We start from the raw sequence: 21,126 nt of genomic DNA on the forward strand, positions 1-21,126 counted from the left end.
ATGGAGCAGGCGCAGCCTGCCGGTGGCGACAAGTGCAAGGTCGGCCCGACGGGCCCGCGCGGACCGAGAGGGCACAAGGGCGCGACGGGTCCCACGGGCCCGACCGGCCCTACGGGTGCGACCGGCGCCACGGGCACCACGGGTGCCACAGGTGCGACGGGAGCCAGCGCGCCCTGCAACGACATCGACAGCTACGCGCCATCGGATACCAGGTCCTTCAGTACAGCGCTGTTCAACGGCCGCGCCTTTGTCGGCGAGTCGACCACGCTCGGCGGGAACATCGCCTGGCAGGACCTGACGAACGCGGACAACCCCGGATTCCCCCTGGGGTTCGCCTGCAGCGTCGGGATCCATGCCCAGGGCAACGACGCGTACGTCAGGGTGCTGACAACCGACGGCCGGGTCTTCCAGACGCACGGGGACATCAACGGCCAATTCACCTGGGACGAGGGGTGGACCCAGCTGACCGGCCCGGCCACGGGCGCTCTTCGCGCGAAGGGGTTCAAGGCAGACACCCTGCAAGGAGCCCCCAGGAACCACTAGGGCAGGTCACTCCGGCTCGCGAAGCGGGCCGCCGAAGTCCGGGCTCGTGAAGTCCGGCGGCGTGTAGCCGGGCCGGGTCCCCTGTGAGGGCGAGCCGGGACTGGTGAAGTCGGGCCGGGAGTATCCGAGGTTGGGGATGCGCCCGGCCTTCGGCGTGCGGGGTCCCGAAAGCGCAGGCCCGGGCACCGGCTCCGGCCCCGCGCCGGGGTCGGCGAGCGCGTCCCGCAGGAACGGCAGGATGCCCCGCTCCAGCAACGACCGCCGCCAGGCCTCGCGGGCCATCGCGACCTCGTCGGGCACCGCTTCGGCCGCGTCCCCGTCCCCGGCCACGACCTCGGTCGCACGGTTGCGGACGGCCGTCACCAGCAGCCCGACCGCCGCGAACAGCAGGGTCACCACGGTGAGCGCACCGAAGAGCCAACCCGCCGTCAGCATCGTGTCGGCGAACGAGGGTTCGGGATCGACCGCCTTCAGTGTGTAGCCCAGCAGCAGGAAGATCAGCATGGCGGCCGCCGCCAGGACCGGCGCGAGGACCGCGACCATCGCGCTGATGCCCGCGCCGTCGCCCTCCCCGTCCTCCTGTCCGGCGCCCCGGTGTCCGGCCGCTGCACTCGGGGCCGAGCGCAGCTCCTCGCGCCGCTCGCCCCGTACCTTCACGAAGTGGTCGTACTCGGCCGCTGCGGCGGCGGTCAGCAGGGCGATGGCCCCGACGGCCATGGTGCGCAGTTGCTCGGCGTTCAGGCGGATCCCGATCCCGGCGAGCTCGGGCCGTTCGTGTGCGGTGCGCAGCGCCTCGTCGAGGAGCCGATCGAACTCCGGCCGGTCTTCGGTCAGCAGGTGCGGAGCGCTGTTCATGTGCATCCCCCGATGCTCCGTGGGAGCCGGTTGGCCCGCGTAGACCGGGCACCGGCACAAACGGAGGAGAGCCTGCTACGGATAGAGCGATGGTAGAGCGCTCATGCCGCGCCGTGACAGGGGCTTTCGTGAATTGCCCCGCACGTGACAAGCCTGCAAGCCTCAGTCGCTCAGCGGGAGTTGCTGGACGAGCAGCTTGCCGGCCATGGTGACCCCGCCGTCCATCGCGATGGCGAGGCCGGCCGCGTAGACGTGCGGTCCGTGGACCGTCTCCGGTCCATGCCCGCTCTCGCCGTCCTCGGTGCCCACCTCGCCGAGCAGGTACGGGATGGGGCTGTGGCCGTGCACGACGCGGCTGCCGCCGTACGTGTCGAGGAGCTCGCGCACCGCCTGCGGGCCGGTCTCCTCGTCGCGGAAGGCGAACCGCTTGGTGAACTTGCGGAAAAGGTCCCAGGTGATGTCGGCGTCGTTGCGGTTGAGCAGCTCGTGGATGGTGTCGTTGACGTCCTCGACGGAGTCGCCGTAGTCGAGGTACGCGGTGGTGTCGGAGTGCAGCAGCAGGTGCCCGTCCTCCAGCACGGCCGCGTCCAGCCGGGACATCCACTGCAGGTGGACGTCCTCCAGGCGCTCCATGTCGGTGCGCTGGCCGCCGTTGAGGAGCCAGGCGGCCTGGAAGGTCGCGGTGCCGGCGCCCGAGGCGACGGGGGTGTCGCCGAACCGCTTGGCGCCGATGAGCAGCAGCTCGTGGTTGCCCATGAGCGCCTTGCAGTAGCCGCCGGCGGCGGCGGCCTCGGCGGACAGGCGCATCACGAGGTCGATGACGCCGATGCCGTCGGGGCCGCGGTCGGTGAAGTCGCCGAGGAACCAGAGGCGGGCGTTGCCGGCGGACCAGCGCCGGTCGGCGTCGATGAGCCCCTGGGCCTGGAGCTCGGCGACGAGCTCGTCCAGGTAGCCGTGGACGTCGCCGACGACGTAGAGCGGGCCGGGCCCGGTCGGGGACTCCGGGGGGACGTACTGGACCTGGACGGTGTCGCCCGGTCCGCCGCGGCCGATGACCGGCAGGTCGCGGTGGGTCGGGGTGTAGCCGCCGAGGTCCTCCTCCGCGGGCAGGGCCGTGGCCGGGGCGGGCACGGGGGCCGGCGCGGACGCGGGCATGGGCGGCACGGGCGCCGGCGGGGGCGGCGGCACGGGGGCTTGGCCCGGGGCGTGGGCCGGCGCGGGCGGTTCGCCGTAGTACGCCGGGTACTCGCCGTACACAGGGGCGTCCTCGGGCTGCGGTGCGGGCGCGGGGCCGTACGGATGGGGTTCGGTGACCGGCACCCGGAAGTCCCGCAGCGTCTCCGTCCGCATCGCGGGTCCCTGACCGGCCCCCTGAGTCATCGACCCCTCCACCACCGTCGCGCTGCCGTACACCTGCGGACCCTCCTGGCCTCCAGGGTGGAGGATCCGTGATGTCGTGCGCCCATCATAGGAATGCGGCTCGCGCTGTGTGACGCACCAGGGGTGGTGAATCCTGTGCGGAACCGATCGTTCCTGCCGCTTTCGCCCGAAATTGGCGTTGCTGAAATCCTCGGCGGGGCCGTCGACCCCGCCGGTACGGCGCTGTGGCGGTCAGTCCTGGGCCGGTGACCGGGGCGGGCTGACCGTCGTCCGGGGCCGCCTGCGCTGCGAGGACGTACGGACGATCAGCTCGGTCGGGACGACCTGTTCGACGGGCCGCCCGGTGTCGACCCCCTCGATGGCGTCGATGAGCAGCTGCACCACGGCGGTGCCGATGCGGCGCGGCTTGAGGGAGAGCGTGGTGATCGGCGGCTCGGTGTTGGCGTACACGGTGGATTCGCTGCAGCACACGAGCAGCAGGTCCTCCGGGACGCGCAGTCCGTAGCGTCGGGCGGCGGCGAGCAGGTCGGTGCCGTTGGGGTCGAAGAGTCCGTAGACGGCGTCGGGGCGGTCGGGTCGGGCGAGCAGGCGGTCGGCGGCGACGGCGCCCGCGCACGGGTCGTGGGCGGGGTAGGACTCGTAGACGGGGTCCTGGCCGACGCGCTTGCACCAGTTGAGGTAGGCGGTGGTCGACAGGCGCGTGTACGTGTCGGTGGTCGTGCCGGTCAGCAGCCCGATGCGGCGGGCGCCGGCGGCCGCGAGATGGTCGAGGAGGTTGAGCACGGCCGCCTCGTGGTCGTTGTCGACCCAGGCGGTGACGGGCAGGGAGCCGGCGGGGCGCCCGTCGGAGACCACCGGCAGGCCCTGGCGGACCAGCTCGGTGACGACGGGATCGTGGTCGGAGGGATCGATCACGACGGTGCCGTCGAGGGCCACGTTGGACCACACGTCGTGCCGGGAGGTGGCGGGGAGGATGACGAGGGCGTACCCGCGGGCGAGCGCGGCGGAGGTGGCGGCTCTGGCCATCTCCGCGAAGTACGCGAATTCGGTGAAGGTGAAAGGTTCATCCCCGTACGTGGTCACGGTCAGGCCGATGAGGCCCGACTTTCCGGTACGGAGGGTGCGGGCGGCGGCGGAGGGGCGGTAGCCCAGCCGGTCGGCGACCTCGCGCACATGGCGGCGGGTGGCGTCCGGCAGCCGCCCCTTGCCATTGAGCGCGTCGGAGACGGTCGTGATCGAGACGCCCGCTGCGGCGGCCACGTCCCTGATGCCTGCCCGGCCCTGTCGGCCGGCGGCCCGCCGGGTGGTCTCGGTCCGGCTCACCTGATGCTTCCCTGCTGCTGTCATGGCGAGCCGATAGTAGGGCTCGGGGGGGCGGGTGGTCCGGGTGCATATGCACGCGTTGACAGGCACGATTCTGCATGGTTCGCCACCCCCAATGACCTTGGAAACAAAGGGATTTGGGAGCTGAGAGTGACCGGGGCCTTTGTCGGCGGGTACGGGCATGCCAAACGGGGATGGTCTCGGTGCGGTCTCAACTCACCTGTACGAGGGATGCGCGCCACGGCGCAGGCCACCGGCGCACGCATATATGCGTGCGCTCCCCCGCAATCCTGGCGCCGCCATTTTCGGAAGCGCGGAATCCTCATATGGTGAGCAGTATTGAGTCGACGGCGACGTCGGACGGGATGGTCGAGGAGGACCTGCGGTGAGCGAGAAGAGCCCGAAGCTGCGCGCCGAGCTGGACGGCATTCCCGTCTACAAGCCGGGGAAGCCCGCCGCTGCCGCCGGCGGCGGTCCGGTCGCGTACAAGCTGTCCTCGAACGAGAACCCCTACCCGCCGCTGCCCGGCGTGCTGGAGAGCGCGGTCACGGCCGCCCACGCGTTCAACCGCTACCCGGACCTGGCCTGCACGGGCCTGGTGAACGAGCTCGCGGAGCGCTTCGGCATCCCGGCCGAGCACATCGCCACGGGCACGGGCTCGGTGGGCGTGGCCCAGCAGCTGGTGCAGTCCACGGCCGGCCCGGGCGACGAGGTCATCTACGCCTGGCGGTCCTTCGAGGCCTACCCGATCATCACGCAGATTGCGGGTGCGACCTCCGTGCAGGTCCCGCTGGCCGAGGGCGACGTGCACGACCTCGACGCGATGTACGACGCGATCACCGAGCGGACCCGCCTGATCTTCGTCTGCAACCCGAACAACCCCACCAGCACGGCGGTGCACCGCGCCGAGCTGGAGCGGTTCCTCGACCGTGTGCCCTCGGACATCCTCGTGGTGATCGACGAGGCGTACCGCGAGTTCGTCCGCGACGTGGAAGTGCCGGACGGCATCGAGCTGTACCGCAACCGCCCGAACGTTTGCGTGCTGCGCACCTTCTCCAAGGCGTACGGCCTGGCCGGCCTGCGCGTCGGCTTCGCAGTGGCACACGAGCCGGTGGCCGCGGCGCTGCGCAAGACGGCGGTGCCCTTCGGTGTCAGCCAGCTGGCCCAGGACGCGGCGGTCGCCTCGCTGCGCGCCGAGGACGAGCTGATGGGCCGGGTCGGATCGCTGGTCGCGGAGCGCACCCGGGTGTACGAGACGCTGCTGGGCCAGGGCTGGACGGTCGTGCCGCCGACGCAGGCGAACTTCGTGTGGATGCGGCTCGGCGAGCGGACCGCCGAGTTCGCGGCGGCCTGCGAGAAGGCCGGTGTGGTGGTCCGGCCCTTCCCGGGCGAGGGCCTGCGGGTCACGATCGGTGAGACCGAGGCGAACGACCTCTTCCTGCACACGGCGGAGGCGTTCTTCAAGGAGATGTAGCGCCGGCTGCGGCGGACGCGGCCGGTGCAGCGCCGGCTCGGGGGGATCCCGGGCCGGCTAGGCCAGCTCGACCCGGACCGGGTCGCCGTCGCGGACGGTGGCCAGCAGGCGGGGGTCGCCGTCGAACGAGCCGAGCACGTTGCACGGGCTCGCCAGGCGGCTCTCGCCCCCGCGGGAGATGGGCGTCGGACCGTAGGGGAGTGCGAGCGCGTCGCCCTCGGTCCAGAAGGCGACCGTGCCGGGCTCGACGACCTGGCGGGCGTCGTGCTCCAGCGCGACGGAGATGCCGGTGTCGAAGTAGACCTCCTCGCCCCAGGTGTTCGCGGAGGCGTGGATGGGGAGCGCGGCGGTGAGCGCCTTGGCCGTCGGGGTGTCGTCGAGCGTGGCCGTGAGCTGGCCTGCGGGCCAGGAGATTCGAATCTTCATGCCTGAATTCAACAATATGTTGAATTCCTTGGCCAGTGCTTGTACCCCCCGGATGAAAGCGCCGGATGCCTGTGCGACATAATGCTTGTGAATGTGAACGCGTTCACAAGCGCGTGCCTCCTCCCGGTTCACGCCGGTTCGGGCATGCGGAGTGCCGCCCACGGCGACGTAAGGAGAGACGACGTGGACCTGGCTCTGGCGCCGGAGACTCTGGCGCGATGGCAGTTCGGCATCACCACCGTCTACCACTTCCTCTTCGTCCCCCTGACGATCTCGCTCGCCGCGCTCACCGCCGGCCTGCAGACGGCCTGGGTGCGGACCGAGAAGGAGAAGTACCTCAAGGCCACCAAGTTCTGGGGCAAGCTCTTCCTGATCAACATCGCGATGGGTGTCGTCACCGGCATCGTCCAGGAGTTCCAGTTCGGCATGAACTGGTCCGACTACTCGCGCTTCGTCGGCGACATCTTCGGTGCCCCGCTGGCCTTCGAGGCCCTGATCGCGTTCTTCTTCGAGTCCACCTTCATCGGTCTGTGGATCTTCGGCTGGGACAAGCTTCCGAAGAAGATCCACCTGGCCTGCATATGGATGGTCTCGATCGGCACCGTCCTGTCCGCGTACTTCATCCTCGCGGCCAACTCCTGGATGCAGCACCCGGTCGGCTACCGGATCAACAAGGAAACGGGCCGCGCCGAACTGACCGATTTCTGGGCGGTGCTCAGCCAGAACACCACCGTCACCCAGGCCTTCCACACCCTGTCCGCCGCCTTCCTCACCGGCGGCGCGTTCATGGTCGGCATCGCCGCCTACCACCTCGCCCGCAAGAGGCACGTCCCGGTGATGCGCAGCTCGCTGCGGCTGGGCCTGGTCACCGTCGTCATCGCCGGCATGCTCACCGCGCTCAGTGGCGACTTCCTCGGCAAGGTCATGTTCAAGCAGCAGCCGATGAAGATGGCCGCGGCCGAGGCGCTGTGGGACGGCGAGGCACCCGCCCCGTTCTCCGTCTTCGCGTACGGGGACGTCGACAAGGGCCACAACCGGGTCGCCATCGAGATCCCGGGCCTGCTGTCCTTCCTCGCCAACGACGACTTCGACTCCTTCGTCCCCGGCATCAACGACGTCAACAAGGCCGAGCAGGAGAAGTTCGGGCCCGGCGACTACCGGCCCAACATCCCCGTCGCCTACTGGGGCTTCCGCTGGATGATCGGCTTCGGCATGGCCTCCGTCGCCCTCGGCGCGGCCGGGCTGTGGCTGACCCGCAAGAGGTTCATGCTCCCGCCGGCCCTGCGGACCGGTGAGGACGAGGTGCCGCACCTGGTGCTCTTCCGGCAGCCGCTCGGCGCCCGGCTGACCCGGTGGTACTGGCTCGCCGCCGTCTGGATGCTCGGCTTCCCCCTGATCGCCAACTCCTGGGGCTGGATCTTCACCGAGATGGGCCGCCAGCCGTGGGTCGTCTACGGAGTCCTGCGCACGCGCGACGCCGTCTCGCCGGGAGTCTCCCAGGGGGAGGTCCTCACCTCGATGCTCGTCTTCACCGCCCTGTACGCCGTACTGGCCGTCATCGAGGTCAAGCTCCTGGTCAAGTACGTCAAGGCCGGCCCGCCCGAGCTCACCGAGGCCGACCTCAACCCGCCGACCAGGATCGGCGGAGACGGCACCTCCGACCGGCCGATGGCCTTCTCGTACTGAGGCTGAGGGGACCCCACCATGCAACTCCACGACGTCTGGTTCGTGCTCATCGCCGTCCTGTGGACCGGCTACTTCTTCCTGGAGGGCTTCGACTTCGGGGTCGGTGTCCTGACCAAGCTGCTCGCGCGCGACCGCGCCGAGAAGCGGGTCCTGATCAACACGATCGGGCCCGTCTGGGACGGCAACGAGGTCTGGCTGCTCACGGCCGGCGGTGCGACCTTCGCCGCGTTCCCCGACTGGTACGCCACCCTGTTCTCCGGCTTCTACCTGCCGCTGCTCGTCATCCTGGTCTGCCTGATCGTCCGCGGCGTCGCCTTCGAGTACCGGCACAAGCGGGACGAGGACAGGTGGCAGACCAACTGGGAGCACGCGATCTTCTGGGCCTCGCTGATCCCCGCCTTCCTGTGGGGCGTGGCCTTCGCCAACATCGCGCGCGGCGTGAAGATCGACCAGAACAAGGAGTACGTCGGCAGCCTCTTCGACCTGCTCAACGTGTACGCACTCCTCGGCGGCCTGGTCACCCTCACCCTGTTCACCTTCCACGGCGCGGTGTTCACCTCGCTCAAGACGGTGGGCGAGATCCGGGACCGCTCCCGCGCCCTGGCGACCCGGCTGGGCGCGGTCACCGCGGCGCTCGCGGTGGTCTTCCTGGGGTGGACCCAGCTCGAGCGCGGTGACGGCTGGAGCCTGATCGCCCTGATCGTCGCCGTGCTGGCGCTGGCCGGAGCGCTGGGCGCCAACCTCGCGGGCCGGGAGGGCTGGTCGTTCGCGCTCTCCGGGACCACCATCGCGGCGGCCGTCGCGATGCTGTTCCTGACGCTCTTCCCGAACGTCATGCCCTCCTCGCTGGACGACGCCTTGAGCCTCACGGTCACCAACGCCTCGTCCAGCCCGTACACCCTGAAGATCATGACCTGGTTGGCGGCCGTGGCCACCCCGCTGGTGCTGCTCTACCAGGGCTGGACGTACTGGGTGTTCCGCAAGCGGATCGGCACGCAGCACATCGCCGACGCGCACTGAGACCCGGCTCTGCCGAGTGTCCCGCCTCGCCTGACCGACCCTGCCCTGGGGGATGTTTCACGTGAAACCGATCGACCCGCGCCTGCTTCGGTACGCCCGCTCCACCCGCCTGTTCCTGGCGGCCGTGGTGGCCCTGGGATGTGCCGGGGCGGGGCTGGTCATCGGCCAGGCGATGCTGCTCGCCGAGATCGTCGTCGGGGCCTTCGAGAAGGGCCTGGACGGCGGGGCGCTGCGCACGCCGCTGCTGCTGCTCGCCGCCGTGGCGGTCGGGCGCGGGCTGCTCGGCTGGCTCACCGAGCTGGCAGCGCACCGGGCCGCCGCGGCGGTCAAGTCGCAGCTGCGGGGACAACTGCTGGACCGGGCGGCCGATCTGGGACCGGGCTGGCTGAGCGGGCAGCGGACCGGTTCCCTCGTGGCGCTGGCCACCCGGGGCGTGGACGCCCTCGACGACTACTTCTCCCGCTATCTGCCGCAGCTGGGCCTGGCCGTGGCCGTCCCGGTGGCGGTCCTCGCCCGGATCGTCACCGAGGACTGGGTGTCGGCGGCCATCATCGTGGTGACCCTGCCGCTGATCCCCCTGTTCATGGTGCTGATCGGCATGGCCACCCAGTCCCGGATGGACCGCCAGTGGCGGCTGCTGTCCCGGCTGTCGGGCCACTTCCTCGACGTGGTGGCCGGCCTGCCGACGCTGAAGGTGTTCGGTCGGGCCAAGGCCCAGGCCGAGTCGATCCGCCGGATCACCGACGACTACCGGCGGGCGACCATGCGGACCCTGCGCATCGCCTTCCTGTCCTCGTTCGCACTGGAGCTGCTGGCCACGCTCTCGGTGGCCCTGGTGGCCGTCACCATCGGCATGCGGCTGGTCCACGGCGACCTCGACCTGTACACCGGGCTGGTCATCCTGATCCTGGCGCCCGAGGCGTACCTGCCGCTGCGCCAGGTAGGGGCCCAGTACCACGCGGCCGCCGAGGGGCTGGCTGCCGCGGACGAGATCTTCGAGGTGCTCGGTACGCCGGCCGCCGCGCCGGGGGCGGGCACCGCGTTGCCCGAGGCCGGTCCCGACGGCCCGCGGATCGAGGTCGACGGGGTCGCCGTACGCCACCCCGGGCGGGGCGCGGACTCGCCCGGACCCGTCTCGTTCACGGTCGGGCCCGGCGAGTGCGTGGCCCTGACGGGGCCCAGCGGGGCGGGGAAGTCCACCCTGCTCCAGGTGCTGCTGGGGTTCGTCGCACCGACCTCGGGACGAGTGCGGGTCGGGGGCACGGACCTGGCCGAACTGGCGCCGGAGCAGTGGCGGGGGCAGATCGCGTGGGTGCCGCAGCGGCCGCACCTGTTCGCGGGGACCCTCGCGGAGAACGTGCGGCTCGCCCGGCCGCAGGCCTCCGACGCAGCCGTGGCCCGGGCCCTGGAGGCGGCCGGCGCACGGGAGTTCGTCTCTGCGCTGCCGCTCGGCACCGAGACGATGCTCGGCGAGGGCGGGGCCGGACTGTCCGCCGGTCAGCGCCAGCGGATCGCCCTGGCCCGGGCGTTCCTCGCGGACCGGCCGGTGCTCCTGCTGGACGAGCCGACGGCCGCGCTGGACGGGGAGACCGAGGCCGCGGTGGTGGAGGCCGTACGCCGCCTCGCGGTGGGCCGCACCGTCCTACTGGTCGTCCACCGGCCGGCGCTCCTCGCCGTCGCGGACCGGGTGGTCGCGATCACCGCGGAGGAGGCGGAGGCCGCCCCCGTGGACCGTGCCCGGCCCGTCTCCGCGCGCGCAGCCGGCACGGCGGACGCCGCCTCGGTCCGGGAGCCTGCGGCGGTCGCGCCGCCCACCCGTGCAAAGGTGGAGCCTTACGGTGCGGCCGGGCGGGACCCGCTGCGGCGGGTCCGGGCCGTGGCGAAGGCCTGGCAGGGGCGGTTCCGGCTCGGACTGCTGCTCGGGTCGCTGGCGGTCGGGTGCAGCGTCGGACTGATGGCGGTCTCCGGCTGGTTGATCTCGCGGGCCTCCCAGCAGCCCCCCGTGCTCTACCTGATGGTGGCCGTCACGGCCACCCGCACGTTCGGTCTCGGGCGGGCCGTGTTCCGGTACGCCGAGCGCCTCGTGTCGCACGACGCCGTCCTGCGGATGCTCGCCGACCTGCGGGTCTCCGTATTCCGGCGGCTTGAGCGCATCGCGCCCGGCGGGCTGCGCGCCCAGCGGCGCGGGGATCTGCTGGCCCGGCTGGTGGCTGACGCCGACGCCCTTCAGGACTACTGGCTGCGCTGGCTGCTGCCGGTGGGCACCGCGGTCCTCGTCGGCACCGGATCGGTCGCGTTCACCGCCTGGCTGCTGCCCGAGGCCGGGGCCGCTCTCGCCGTCGGCCTGCTTGCCGCCGGAGTCGCGGTGCCCGCGGTCAGCGGGGCCTGCGCCCGGCGTGCCGAACGCCGGCTGGCGCCCGCCCGGGGGGAGCTCGCCACCCGGGTGGCCGACCTGCTCACCGGGACGGCCGAGCTCACCGTCGCCGGGGCGCTGGCGCGCCGCAAGGAGGCCGCGAGGGACAGCGACCACACCCTGACCACCATCGCCGCGCGCAGCGCCGCGGCCACCGGGCTCGGCGGCGGACTGACCGCCCTCGTCTCCGGGCTGACCGTGGTGGCCGCCGCGTTCTTCGCCGCCGGCGCCGTGCAGGACGGCCGGCTGTCGGGGGTGGCCATGGCGGTGGCCGTACTGACGCCGCTGGCCGCCTTCGAGGCGGTGTCCGGACTGTCGCAGGCCGTCCTGTTCCGCCGGCGGGTGCGCCGCAGCGCCGAGCGGGTGTACGAGGTCATCGACGCCCCGGCCCCGGTCGCCGAGCCGGAGCGGGCCGCACCGGTGCCCGCCTCGCCGTTCCCGCTGCGCCTGGCGGGGCTCAGCGCCCGCCACCCCGGGCAGGAGCGCCACGCCCTGCGCGGGTTGGACCTGACCCTCGAGCCCGGACGGCGCATCGCGGTCGTCGGAGCCTCGGGCGCGGGCAAGACCACCCTGGCCCAGGTGCTGCTGCGGTTCCTGGACCCGGGCGACGGCGCGTACACCCTCGGCGGGACCGACGCGCGCACGCTCGACAGCGACGACGTCCGCCGGATCGTCGGCCTCTGCGCGCATGACGCCCACATCTTCGACAGTTCCATCCGGGAGAACCTGCGCCTGGCACGCCCCGGGGCGGGCGAGGAGGAGCTGCGCCGGGCCTTGGCCGCGGCCCGGCTGCTGGACTGGGCCGACGGCCTCCCGGACGGGCTCGACACCCTCGTCGGCGAACACGGCGAGCGGATCTCCGGCGGCCAGCGCCAGCGACTGGCCCTGGCCCGCGCACTGCTCGCCGACTTCCCCGTCCTCGTCCTGGACGAGCCGGCCGAACACCTCGACCTGGCGACCGCCGACGCGCTGACGGCGGATCTGCTGGCCGCCACCGAGGGCCGCGCCACGGTGCTGATCACGCACCGGCTGGCCGGCCTGGACGCCGTCGACGAGGTCCTGGTTCTGGACGCCGGAGCGGTCGTCCAGCGCGGGTCGTACGCGGAGCTGGCCGCCGAGGAGGGGCCGCTGCGCAGGCTCCTGGACCGGGAGCGTGCGGCGGACGGGCTGCGGCACGGGGCACTGGCCGACTTTCCCCGGTAAATAGGACTAACTAGGCTCAAGGGCATGTCGCTGCAGCAGTCGCAGGAACCGCCGGAGGCGCGGGATCCGGCCTCGGGGACGCCGGATCCGATGGAGGCCGCCACCCACGCCACGCGGAGTCTGCACGGACTGTCCACCGAGCTCACCGCCCGGGTTCCGCAACTGCTGGAGGCCATGCGCTCCGTCGGCACCGGCCTCGAACTGCACTCCACGCTCGACCGGATCTGCGAGACCGCCGCCGAGCTCGCGGAGGCCCGGTACGCGGCGATCGGCGTCGTGGACACCGAGGGCCGCGGGCTCTCGGACTTCGTGACCTTCGGCATCGGCTCCGAGGTGGCCCGCAGGATCGGGCACCGCCCGGACGGCAAGCGCGGCCTGCTCGGTGCGCTGATCTCGCACGCGGGCACCGTACGGCTGGCCGATCTGACGAAGGATCCGCGCTCGGCCGGCTTCCCGCCGCACCACCCTCCGATGAAGACCTTCCTCGGCGTACCGATCCGGGTCCAGGGGGAGATCTTCGGCAACCTGTACCTCGCCGAGAAGAACGGCGGCGGCGAGTTCAACGACTACGACGTCCACATGGTCCGGGTCCTGGCCACCGAGGCGGGCATCGCCATCGGCAACGCCCGGCTGTATGAGGCCGCGACGCAGCGCGAGCGGTGGATCGACGGCTCGGTCGCCGTCACCACCGCCCTGCTGTCGGGCGGGGACGCCGACGATGCGCTCGCCGTGGTGGCGGAACAGGCCCGGCGTCTGGCCGACTCCTCGGCCGGCATCGTGATGCTGCCCGCCGAGGAGGGCGGGATGGAGATCGTCGCCGTCTCCGCCGACGACCCGGCCACCTCGCTCGGGGTGGTGATCCCGGCCGAGAGCCCCGTGGTGGCGAAGCTGCTGGAGGGCGAGCCGGTCTTCGTCGACGACGCCGCCTCCGACCCCCGCACGGTCAGCAGGCTGACCAGCCGGTACGGGCCCTGCATGATGCTGCCCCTGCACAGCGGCGGGCGGGTGCTGGGCGCGCTGGTCACCCCCCGGGGCCGGGGCGGGCGCCCGTTCAGCGAGGCCGAGCGGACGCTGGCCACGCAGTTTGCCTCGCAGGCGGCCCTCGCGCTGATGATGGCCGAGGCCCAGCGCGACCGGGAGCGACTCGCCGTGTTCGAGGACCGCGACCGGATCGCCCGGGACCTCCACGACCTGGTCATCCAGCGGCTGTTCGCCACCGGGATGATGCTGGAAGGCGCGGCGCGGCGGTCCATGGTCCCCGAGGTCCGCGACGGCGTCGGCAAGGCCGTGGACGAGCTGGACGTGACGATCCAGGAGATCCGCACCGCGATCTTCGCGCTCCAGCAGGGACCGGCGGAGGCTCCCTCGGGGCTGCGCACCCGGGTGCTGCGGGAGATCAACATGGCGGCCGTCCCGCTGGGCTTCAAGCCCTCACACCGCTTCCTCGGCCCCATCGACACGGTGGTCGGCGAACTCGTGGGCAAGAACCTGATCGCCGCGCTGCGCGAGGCCCTCTCCAACGCATTCCGGCATGCGGATGCCTCGCGGATCGAGGTGGTCCTCGACTGCACCGCCACCCTGCCGGACGGCCGGCGCGGGGTGCGCTTGGAGGTGGCCGACGACGGAGTGGGCATCACCGAGGGCGGGCGCCGCAGCGGACTGCGGAACCTGCGCCGCCGGGCCGAGTCGCTGGGTGGTACCAGTACGTACGGCCCCGGCATCGGGGAGAACGGCGGCGGGACCAGCCTCGTGTGGCAGGCTCCGCTGCAGCCCTAAAGCTTCTCGGGCTCCTGCTGCCTCTGCCGGCTCTGTGCCGCTGTCCGGTCCGCGAGGATCTGCTCGATGACGATGGCGACCCCGTCCTCGTTGTTGGCGACCGTCCGGCCGGACGCGGCCGCGATCACATCCGGGTGGGCGTTGCCCATCGCGTACGAGGTGCCGGCCCAGCGGAGCATCTCCACGTCGTTCGGCATGTCGCCGAAGGCGACCACCTCGTCAGGGGAGATGCCGCGCTCCGCGCAGCACAGCGCGAGCGTGCTGGCCTTGGACACGCCCAGCTCGCTGATCTCCAGCAGGGCCGTCGGGCTGGAGCGGGTGATCGACGCGTAGCCGCCCGCAACCTTGCGGGCCAGTGCCAGGAACTCGTCGGGGGCCAGCTCGGAGTGGTGCGCCAGCAGCTTCAGGACGGGGGCGGCGGCCTCTTCCGTGTCCGCGCTGTCGCCTGCGGCTTCCTTCAGCAGCTGCTCCGCGGTGGCGACGTGCGCACCCGGGTCCTGGAAGAACGGCGGGTACAGCGGCTCGTAGTTGATGCCCGTGGTCATCTCGACCGCGAAGGACGTGCCGGGGGCGGCGGCGCGCAGCGTGTCCACGACCGTCAGTGCGGTGGCCCGGGGCAGGGCCCGGACCTGGACGAACTCGCGGCCCGCATGGAGGTCGACGACCGCCGCACCGTTCGCGCAGATCGCCAGGCCGTGGCCGTGGACGTGGTCGCTGACCACGTCCATCCAGCGGGCCGGTCGGCCGGTGACGAAGAAGACCTCGATCCCGGCCTCCTCGGCGGCGGCGAGGGCGGCGACCGTGCGCAGCGAGACGGATTTGTCGTCGCGCAGCAGGGTGCCGTCGAGGTCGGTGGCGATGAGCCGGGGCGTGGGGGTTTGCCCGTCCGGGCGCTGGGGAGCCGAGGTCACGGATCCATCTTCGCCCATGGCCAGGGCGCGCCGGTGCCGGACCTGGTCGCCCGAGGTGCCCGTTGGCGATGTTTCACGTGAAACGGGGCGGGCCGAGGTTTCACGTGAAACATCGGCAGGGGCCGTAGGCTCGACACATGAGTTTGCGTCTGAGCACTGTGATTCTCCCGGTACGTCCATGGCGCGAGGGCGGCCGTGACCAGTGGGTGCGGGCCGAGGAGCTCGGGTTCCACACGGCCTACAGCTACGACCACCTGTCCTGGCGCGCGTTCAGGGACCTCCCGTGGTTTGGCGCGATTCCCACCCTGACCGCGGCGGCCGCGGCCACCGAGGGGATGCGGCTCGGCACCCTCGTCACCTCGCCGAACTTCCGGCACCCGGTGACCCTGGCCAAGGAGCTCATGACGCTGGACGACATCTCCGGGGGGCGCATCACCCTCGGCATCGGGGCCGGCACCAACGGCTTCGACGCGACCGTACTGGGACAGGACCCCTGGGCCCCGCGTGAGCGCGCCGACCGCTTCGCCGAGTTCCTGCCGTTGTTGGACCGGCTGCTGACCGAGCCCGCGGTGAGTACCCGCGGCACGTTCTACGCCGCCGACGAGGCCCGCAACATCCCCGGCTGCGTCCAGCGGCCCCGCCTGCCGTTCGCGGTCGCCGCGACCGGCCCCCGCGGGCTGAAGCTGGCCGCGGCGCACGGCCAGGCCTGGGTGACCACCGGTGACCCGAAGCTGTACGAGGAGGGCACCCCCGAGCAGTCGCTCGAGGCCCTGCGCGGCCAGCTGACCCGCCTGGGAAAGGCGTGTGCGGAGATCGGGCGGGTCCCGGAGTCGGTGGAGAAGGTCCTCCTGACCGGCTTCACCCCGGAGCGCAACTCCCTGCTGGACTCCGTGGACGCGTTCGTCGACTTCGCAGGCCGCCACCAGGAGCTCGGCTTCACCGAGCTGGTGATCCACGCCCCGATCCCGGACTCGGACTTCGCCGCGGACCAGGGCGTCTTCGAGAAGATCGCCACCGAGGGCCTGGCCCAGCTGGCGGGCTGACGCGCCGGTGCCCCGGCCGCCGAGGCGGCCGGGGCACCGGCGCGCACGGGGTGCCTCAGGAGGTCAGGTGCCCGAGCGTGTACTCCGCGCGCTCCACCATGGCCGTCGGGGCGCCCTGGGCCCGCAGCTCCTCGATCAGCGCCGTCATCCGGGCCGCCCCGGCCTCGTCGCGGCCCAGCTCCTGCTCGGTCCACGCGGCGAACTGCACGCACTCCAGCCGGCCGCCCAGGTGGTCGGGTCCCAGCTCGGCATAGAGTGCGGCGGCCCGCTCCACCAGCTCGATCTCCTCCAGGCGCAGCGCCTCCAACAGCGCCTCCTCCGCCTGCGCCTCCTCCGCGTCGTCGCTCTCCTCGGACGAGGTCACCCGCCGGTCGAGCACCTGGGCGAGCTGGTGCCAGGTCTGGGCGAGCTCGTAGCGCAGCGCGGGAGCCTGCGGATCGGCGGCCAGTGCGGCGTCGAGCACCGCGGCCGCCTCGGCCATCCGGGACCGCGCCTGTGCCACCTGCACGTCGGTGATCTCCCCGCGCAGACCCAGCCAGGCCAGGGAGCGAAGGATCCGCACCTCGGCGACCGGTGCACCGCCCGTCGCCCGGTACAGCTCCAGCGCCCGTTCGAAGGCGGCGGCCGCCTCCTCGTCGAGCCGGGCCTCGGAGAGCTGGTCCGCCGCCGAGTGCGCGAGGCCGGCCTGCGGCCGGGCGTCCTCCCAGCCCTTGGCCACCTCCGCCGCCAGCAGGAACTGCTCCGCCGCCGCCCGCGGTTCGTTCAGCTGCCGCAGCAGGTCGCCGAGGAACTCCCGGGCGGCCACGGCCTGTCCCTCACCGTGCTCCAGCAGGTCGGGCAGCGTCGACTGGAGCACCTCCGCCGCATCGGCGGTGCGGCCCGCCCGCGCGTACGCCCGGGCCAGGACCAGCCGTGCCTGCGCCCCGCCGTCGGCCGTCAAGCCGGCCAGGTCGAACCAGTGTGCTGCCGTCAGTGCGTGCTCGGCCGCCTCCTCCGCCGCGTCGGGCCGGTTCAGCAGGATGTCCGCAAGGGTGAGCCGTACGGCGCCCTGCGTCTCGGCGTCGGTGACCTCGTCGGCGTGCTCCACTCCGGCGCGCGCCGCTTCCTCGGCCTCCTCGGGCCGCCCCAGCTGCATCAGCACACCGGCCCGCAGGGCGAGGGGCTCCACCGCCTGCCAGGGCCGGCCGGCCGCCACTGCGCGCCGCGCGCCGGCGGCCAGCAGCTCGACGGCCTGCTCGGGGTCGCCCTGCGACAGGGCGATGCGGCCGAGCATCTCCTCGGCTTCCGCGGCCAGGTCGGGCAGCGCCTCGGCGCGCGCGGCGACGAAGGCGGTCAGCCCGGCCGCCAGCCCGCTGTGGCCGTGCTCGTGGTCCGCGCCGTCCCCGTCCCCGTCCCCGTGGCCTTCGCCGCCTTCCAGCGAGCGCAGGTACGACTCCACCCGCATCGACGCCAGTTCGGCCAGGGCGATCCGCCGCTCGCGCAGCGGCTCCCCGGCGTCCAGTGCCTCCGCAGCCCGTACGGCCACCGCCAGAAGCTCCCGGATCCGCTCCGGCGCGGCCCCGGCCTGCGCGGCCGCGCTCGCCAGCCGCAGCTCCGCCAGCGCAGCCCGCTCGGCCCGCCCGAGGGCCCGGTAGCCGTCGCGGACGGCCTCCAGCAGCTCGGCCGCATCCGCGGCCCCGCCGCGCGCGGCCGCCAGCGCCCGGCTGTCGGCGACATCGGCCGCGAGCAGCGGGTCCACCTCGCCCTCCGGAAGGGCGGCCGCGCGTACGGCCACCTCCGCCCAGAGCCCGTCCGCGGCCGGGTGCCCCGTGTCGCGGGCCCGGCGCGCCCGCTCCACCAGGTCGGCGAAGCCCGGCCCCTCGCCCCGGGCGCCGGACGGTGCCGCAGCCGAAGCCGCGGTCGGTACGGGCACCCCCGCGGCCCGTCCGGCAGCGGCGCCCTGCGCGGGCAGCGGCGCGCTGCGCACCCCCAGCGGCAGCACGTCGGCCAGCGGCTCGCGTCCGATCCGCGCGAGGAAGCGGTCCGAGACGCGGGTGGTGCCGTTGCGCGCGTCGAACCGGCGGGCGATGTCGAGCGAGCCCGTGTACAGCACGTCGTACAACTCGGAGACCGTCCGCGGCGTGCCCTCGTACGCGACGGCCGGGCTGTCGCCGTGCCCGAGCTCCTTCAGCCGGCGCAGCAGCACGAGGATGCCGCCGTGGAAGGCCATCCGGTCGTCGACGTTGGGGAGGGGGCCCACATGGGCGGCGTGTTCGGCGAGGATCTCCAGGCCGCGCGACTCGTTGCCGCTGAGCGCGCAGAACTCGATGTGCTTGCCGACCGACGGCAGCAGGCTCTCGTTGCCCCGGGCCAGACGGTAGCCGCGCAGGTGGTGGGAGCGCGCCTCGTCGAGACGGCCGAGCCGCAGCAGCGGCAGCAGCGAGGTGGCCAGCACCCGGTGGGGTTCCTCGGCGCAGGTCCGCTCGCCCGCCAGGACGGGCTGCCAGTGCTCCATCGCGCGGGCGTCGTCGCCGCGCAGCACGGCGTACTGGCCCTGGCTGTTGAGCTCGCAGGCGTGGCAGTCGCTCATGTCGTCGCGTTCGGCGGCCAGCCAGGCGCCCAGGGCCCGGTCGGCCCGCTCGTCGTCGCCGGTCGCGTGCGCGAGCCACATCTCGGCCTCGCGCACCGGACGCTCGCTGTAGCCGGCGAGCCGGTAGCGGCGCTCCATCTCCTCCAGCCAGCCGACGGCGGACTCCAGAGGGATCTCCGGGGAGTCGCCGATGGCCGTGCCCACCCACTTGAACTGCCAGAACAGCGAGTGCGCGTCCCAGTGGGAGAAGGAGCCGGGGTCCTTGTCGTACTCCTGCAGCAGCCGGGCAAAGGGCACCAGCATCTTCGAGGACTCGGCGCTGTAGAGGTACGCCGTGATCAGGTTGTCCAGCGCCCTGCGGAACAGGGCGGCGTCCCCGCTGGCCTCCGCCGCGCCGACCAGGGCCTCGGCGTGGGCGTTGCGGGCGGCTCCGTTGGGCGCCTGCCGGTTCTCCTCCAGCCTCCGGTCGATCTCCTCGCGGGTCATCATCGTCACTGCTGGCCCTCCCGGGCGTCGGTGGAGTGGGTCGCCCATTCCAGGAGCCCGAGGAAGGCCCGGTTGAGCAGGGTGGAGTCGGCCGGGCGCAGCGGCCGCTGGGACATCAGCAGCGCCTGCCCGTACAGCGATTCGACGGCTGTCCCGGTCAGGGCCTCGTCGGGCAGGGCCGCGATGCGGCGGATCAGCGGGTTGTTGTGGTTGAGCACCAGCCGGGCCCGCGGCGCGGAGCCGCGCAGGGCGCCGAGGATGCCGGTCCACAGCGAGTCGGCGCTGTCCAGGGCGGCGGTCCGGTCGCGCTCCTGGCGGGCCTGGCGGTCGTCCAGGTAGAGGGCGGGGACGGAGACGGGCTGGAAGGCGCGCAGCACCACGTCGCAGCCCTGCGGCTCCAGGCGGGTCCGGGCGGTGGACAGGAAGGACGCGAGGGCCAGTTCGGCCGCAGTCGCGACCGGGTCGAGCCGCTCGGTGACGGCGCCTGCATCGAGCTCCGTGACCTTCAGGTCCGGCCGGACGGCCGGCAGCAGGGCGAGCAGGTCCGCGTCGTAGGTGTATCCGGCGTTGATGACGCCGAGCCCGTGCGCCGCCGCGATCGGGGCGATCTGGCGGAACTCCTCGACGGTACGGGTGAAGTGGATCTCGGTGTGCGCCGCCGTGAACTCCTGGAGGCTCATCGAACCGTCGCTGGTCTCGAAGGGCAGCCATGGCAGCATCAGGCCGAGCAGCTCGGTGTCGTGCCGGGCCAGCGACTTCACGCCGAGGTGGTGGACGCTCAGGAACGCGGCCAGCCGCTCCGGTTCGCTCGCCGCGAGCTCGGCCAGCCAGGCGCGCACCCGCCCGCCGAGGGCCTCGCGTACGGCGGCCAGGGTCTCGTCGTCGTACAGGTTCTCGCGGGAGGCGGTGGGGCGCAGCGTGTCCGTGTCGATGACGGCGCGGACGAAGAACGCCCAGTCCGGCAGCAGGCTGTCGGCCCGGTCGGTCAGCAGCATGCCCTTGAGGTGGACGCGGTGCCCGGCCCGGTGGGCGGGGCTGGTCGGCTCGGGCAGGACGTACGCGACGCCGCGCACGCCGGCGACGGGCAGGTCGAGGTCGATGGTGTCGAGGGGGGTGAAGCCGAAGAGCTGCGCGCAGTGCCCGGCGAGGGCGACGCGGCGCGCGGCCGGGGTGGGGAAGGGGCGGTCCCACGCGGCGGGCCGGTCGGTGACCGGGCGCGGCTCGCCGCCCTCGCCGTCGTCGAAGGTGATGTCGTACGGGAGGAGGGAGCCGTAGTCGCGGGCCAGCTGCTCGACCTTGGCCGGGACCATCCACTCCTCGGCGCCCGGGCGGGCGTCGAGGATGACGGTGGTGCCGGGCTCCTGGCGGGCGTCGTCGGGCAGTTCGCGGACGGTGTAGGAGCCGTCGTCGGTGGCGAGCCATTCGACGGGGGCGGCCTGCGGGTCGCGGGCGGAGCGGGTGACCACGCGGATCTGGCGGGCCACGACGAAGCAGGCGAGCAGACCGATGCCGAACTGGCCGAGGAACTCGCGGCGGGTGGTCTCCAGGCCGTGCTCGCCGCCGCGCTTGGAGCTGCGGCCGATGGTGGCGAGCAGGGAGTGGGCCTCGGCGGCGGTCAGGCCGATGCCGCTGTCCTCGATGGTGACGCGGCCGGCGGTCGCCGACAGGCGGATGCGGATCTGCGCCTCGGGGTCGAGGGCGTGGCGGGCGGTGACCGCGTCCACCGCGTTCTGCAGGAGCTCGCGGACGTAGACGCGCGGGCTGGAGTAGAGGTGGTGGGAGAGCAGGTCGACCAGACCGCGCAGGTCCACTTGGAAGTTGCTGGCCGAGGATTCCCCGGTGGATGCGGAGCCGGAGTGGGAGACCGACTCGGATTCGGACCCGGACTCGGCGCCGGAGGCCGACGTGGATGCGGACGTCATGGAGTGTCACCTCGCGTACGTGCGTGAATGGTTCGGCGATCGCGAGGTACCCCCCCTCACGGATCCCGGAGTGAGGAACAGATTAGGGGGCCGATA

Annotated in this window: 14 protein-coding genes; 7 read left to right on the forward strand and 7 right to left on the reverse strand. The window is 72.8% G+C overall.

The genetic code is table 11. The features are described 5' to 3' along the window. A complete protein-coding gene (locus AB0F11_RS07700; RefSeq protein WP_362169458.1) occupies nt 1-543 on the forward strand; it encodes a hypothetical protein in 543 nt (180 codons plus the stop codon). Between the two features lie 6 nt (nt 544-549). Here the strand turns inward: AB0F11_RS07700 and AB0F11_RS07705 are convergent, their stop codons facing one another. The 3 genes from AB0F11_RS07705 to AB0F11_RS07715 form a co-directional block, all read right to left on the reverse strand. Then, the gene (locus AB0F11_RS07705; protein ID WP_362169460.1) at nt 550-1,404 is read right to left on the reverse strand and encodes a hypothetical protein; all 855 of its coding nucleotides are present in this window, start codon (nt 1,402-1,404) and stop codon (nt 550-552) included. 156 nt (nt 1,405-1,560) lie between these two features. Continuing rightward, nucleotides 1,561-2,778: a metallophosphoesterase gene (locus tag AB0F11_RS07710; RefSeq protein WP_362169462.1), complete on the reverse strand. Its 1,218-nt coding sequence runs from the start codon at nt 2,776-2,778 to the stop codon at nt 1,561-1,563. 231 nt (nt 2,779-3,009) lie between these two features. After that, the gene (locus AB0F11_RS07715) at nt 3,010-4,125 is read right to left on the reverse strand and encodes a LacI family DNA-binding transcriptional regulator (protein ID WP_361903745.1); all 1,116 of its coding nucleotides are present in this window, start codon (nt 4,123-4,125) and stop codon (nt 3,010-3,012) included. A 361-nt stretch (nt 4,126-4,486) separates the two neighbouring features. Here AB0F11_RS07715 and hisC point away from each other — a divergent pair, with 361 nt between their 5' ends. Further along, entirely contained in the window at nt 4,487-5,575 is a 1,089-nt protein-coding gene (gene hisC, locus AB0F11_RS07720; RefSeq protein WP_362169464.1) for a histidinol-phosphate transaminase, read from the forward strand. Between the two features lie 57 nt (nt 5,576-5,632). Here the strand turns inward: hisC and AB0F11_RS07725 are convergent, their stop codons facing one another. Beyond that, a complete protein-coding gene (locus tag AB0F11_RS07725; RefSeq protein WP_362169466.1) occupies nt 5,633-6,001 on the reverse strand; it encodes a cyclophilin-like fold protein in 369 nt (122 codons plus the stop codon). A 183-nt stretch (nt 6,002-6,184) separates the two neighbouring features. Between AB0F11_RS07725 and AB0F11_RS07730 the strand changes: the two genes are divergently transcribed. The 4 genes from AB0F11_RS07730 to AB0F11_RS07745 are packed head-to-tail and all read left to right on the forward strand — an operon-like array spanning nt 6,185 to nt 14,099. Beyond that, nucleotides 6,185-7,687 (forward strand): cytochrome ubiquinol oxidase subunit I, encoded by a 1,503-nt coding sequence (locus AB0F11_RS07730; protein WP_361903736.1) that lies wholly within the window; start codon nt 6,185-6,187, stop codon nt 7,685-7,687. Between the two features lie 18 nt (nt 7,688-7,705). Then, on the forward strand, nt 7,706-8,707 hold the full coding sequence (gene cydB, locus AB0F11_RS07735) for a cytochrome d ubiquinol oxidase subunit II (RefSeq protein WP_362169468.1): 1,002 nt from the start codon (nt 7,706-7,708) through the stop codon (nt 8,705-8,707). A 52-nt stretch (nt 8,708-8,759) separates the two neighbouring features. Beyond that, nucleotides 8,760-12,323, forward strand: coding sequence for a thiol reductant ABC exporter subunit CydD (gene cydD, locus AB0F11_RS07740; RefSeq protein WP_362169470.1), 3,564 nt, complete (start codon nt 8,760-8,762; stop codon nt 12,321-12,323). A 24-nt stretch (nt 12,324-12,347) separates the two neighbouring features. Next, nucleotides 12,348-14,099 (forward strand): GAF domain-containing protein, encoded by a 1,752-nt coding sequence (locus tag AB0F11_RS07745; RefSeq protein ID WP_362169472.1) that lies wholly within the window; start codon nt 12,348-12,350, stop codon nt 14,097-14,099. Here the strand turns inward: AB0F11_RS07745 and AB0F11_RS07750 are convergent. After that, nucleotides 14,096-15,028, reverse strand: coding sequence for a Cof-type HAD-IIB family hydrolase (locus AB0F11_RS07750; RefSeq protein WP_362169474.1), 933 nt, complete (start codon nt 15,026-15,028; stop codon nt 14,096-14,098). The two genes, AB0F11_RS07745 and AB0F11_RS07750, sit on opposite strands and share 4 nt — an antisense overlap. Nucleotides 15,029-15,147: 119 nt before the next feature. Here AB0F11_RS07750 and AB0F11_RS07755 point away from each other — a divergent pair, with 119 nt between their 5' ends. Continuing rightward, complete coding sequence (locus AB0F11_RS07755) at nt 15,148-16,053, forward strand: LLM class flavin-dependent oxidoreductase (RefSeq protein ID WP_362169476.1); 906 nt, start codon at nt 15,148-15,150, stop codon at nt 16,051-16,053. 55 nt (nt 16,054-16,108) lie between these two features. Here the strand turns inward: AB0F11_RS07755 and AB0F11_RS07760 are convergent, their stop codons facing one another. Together AB0F11_RS07760 and AB0F11_RS07765 are read right to left on the reverse strand one after the other, a co-directional pair. Next, on the reverse strand, nt 16,109-19,117 hold the full coding sequence (locus tag AB0F11_RS07760) for a tetratricopeptide repeat protein (protein ID WP_362169477.1): 3,009 nt from the start codon (nt 19,115-19,117) through the stop codon (nt 16,109-16,111). Then, on the reverse strand, nt 19,114-21,030 hold the full coding sequence (locus AB0F11_RS07765) for an HSP90 family protein (protein ID WP_362169479.1): 1,917 nt from the start codon (nt 21,028-21,030) through the stop codon (nt 19,114-19,116). The genes AB0F11_RS07760 and AB0F11_RS07765 overlap by 4 nt, the downstream gene beginning before the upstream one ends. Between the last annotated feature and the right edge of the window lie 96 nt (nt 21,031-21,126).

Origin of the sequence: Streptomyces sp. NPDC032472 (assembly GCF_040636955.1) — a bacterium.
GTDB lineage: Bacteria > Actinomycetota > Actinomycetes > Streptomycetales > Streptomycetaceae > Streptomyces.

Excerpts from the sequence above, each read along its gene's own strand:
- AB0F11_RS07700 (WP_362169458.1), top strand. The coding sequence starts at position 1 with ATGGAGCAGGCGCAGCCTGCCGGTGGCGACAAGTGCAAGGTCGGCCCG.
- AB0F11_RS07705 (WP_362169460.1), bottom strand. The coding sequence starts at position 1,404 with ATGCACATGAACAGCGCTCCGCACCTGCTGACCGAAGACCGGCCGGAG.
- AB0F11_RS07710 (WP_362169462.1), bottom strand. The coding sequence starts at position 2,778 with ATGACTCAGGGGGCCGGTCAGGGACCCGCGATGCGGACGGAGACGCTG.
- AB0F11_RS07715 (WP_361903745.1), bottom strand. The coding sequence starts at position 4,125 with ATGACAGCAGCAGGGAAGCATCAGGTGAGCCGGACCGAGACCACCCGG.
- AB0F11_RS07725 (WP_362169466.1), bottom strand. The coding sequence starts at position 6,001 with ATGAAGATTCGAATCTCCTGGCCCGCAGGCCAGCTCACGGCCACGCTC.
- cydB (WP_362169468.1), top strand. The coding sequence starts at position 7,706 with ATGCAACTCCACGACGTCTGGTTCGTGCTCATCGCCGTCCTGTGGACC.
- cydD (WP_362169470.1), top strand. The coding sequence starts at position 8,760 with ATGTTTCACGTGAAACCGATCGACCCGCGCCTGCTTCGGTACGCCCGC.
- AB0F11_RS07745 (WP_362169472.1), top strand. The coding sequence starts at position 12,348 with ATGTCGCTGCAGCAGTCGCAGGAACCGCCGGAGGCGCGGGATCCGGCC.
- AB0F11_RS07750 (WP_362169474.1), bottom strand. The coding sequence starts at position 15,028 with ATGGGCGAAGATGGATCCGTGACCTCGGCTCCCCAGCGCCCGGACGGG.
- AB0F11_RS07755 (WP_362169476.1), top strand. The coding sequence starts at position 15,148 with ATGAGTTTGCGTCTGAGCACTGTGATTCTCCCGGTACGTCCATGGCGC.
- AB0F11_RS07765 (WP_362169479.1), bottom strand. The coding sequence starts at position 21,030 with ATGACGTCCGCATCCACGTCGGCCTCCGGCGCCGAGTCCGGGTCCGAA.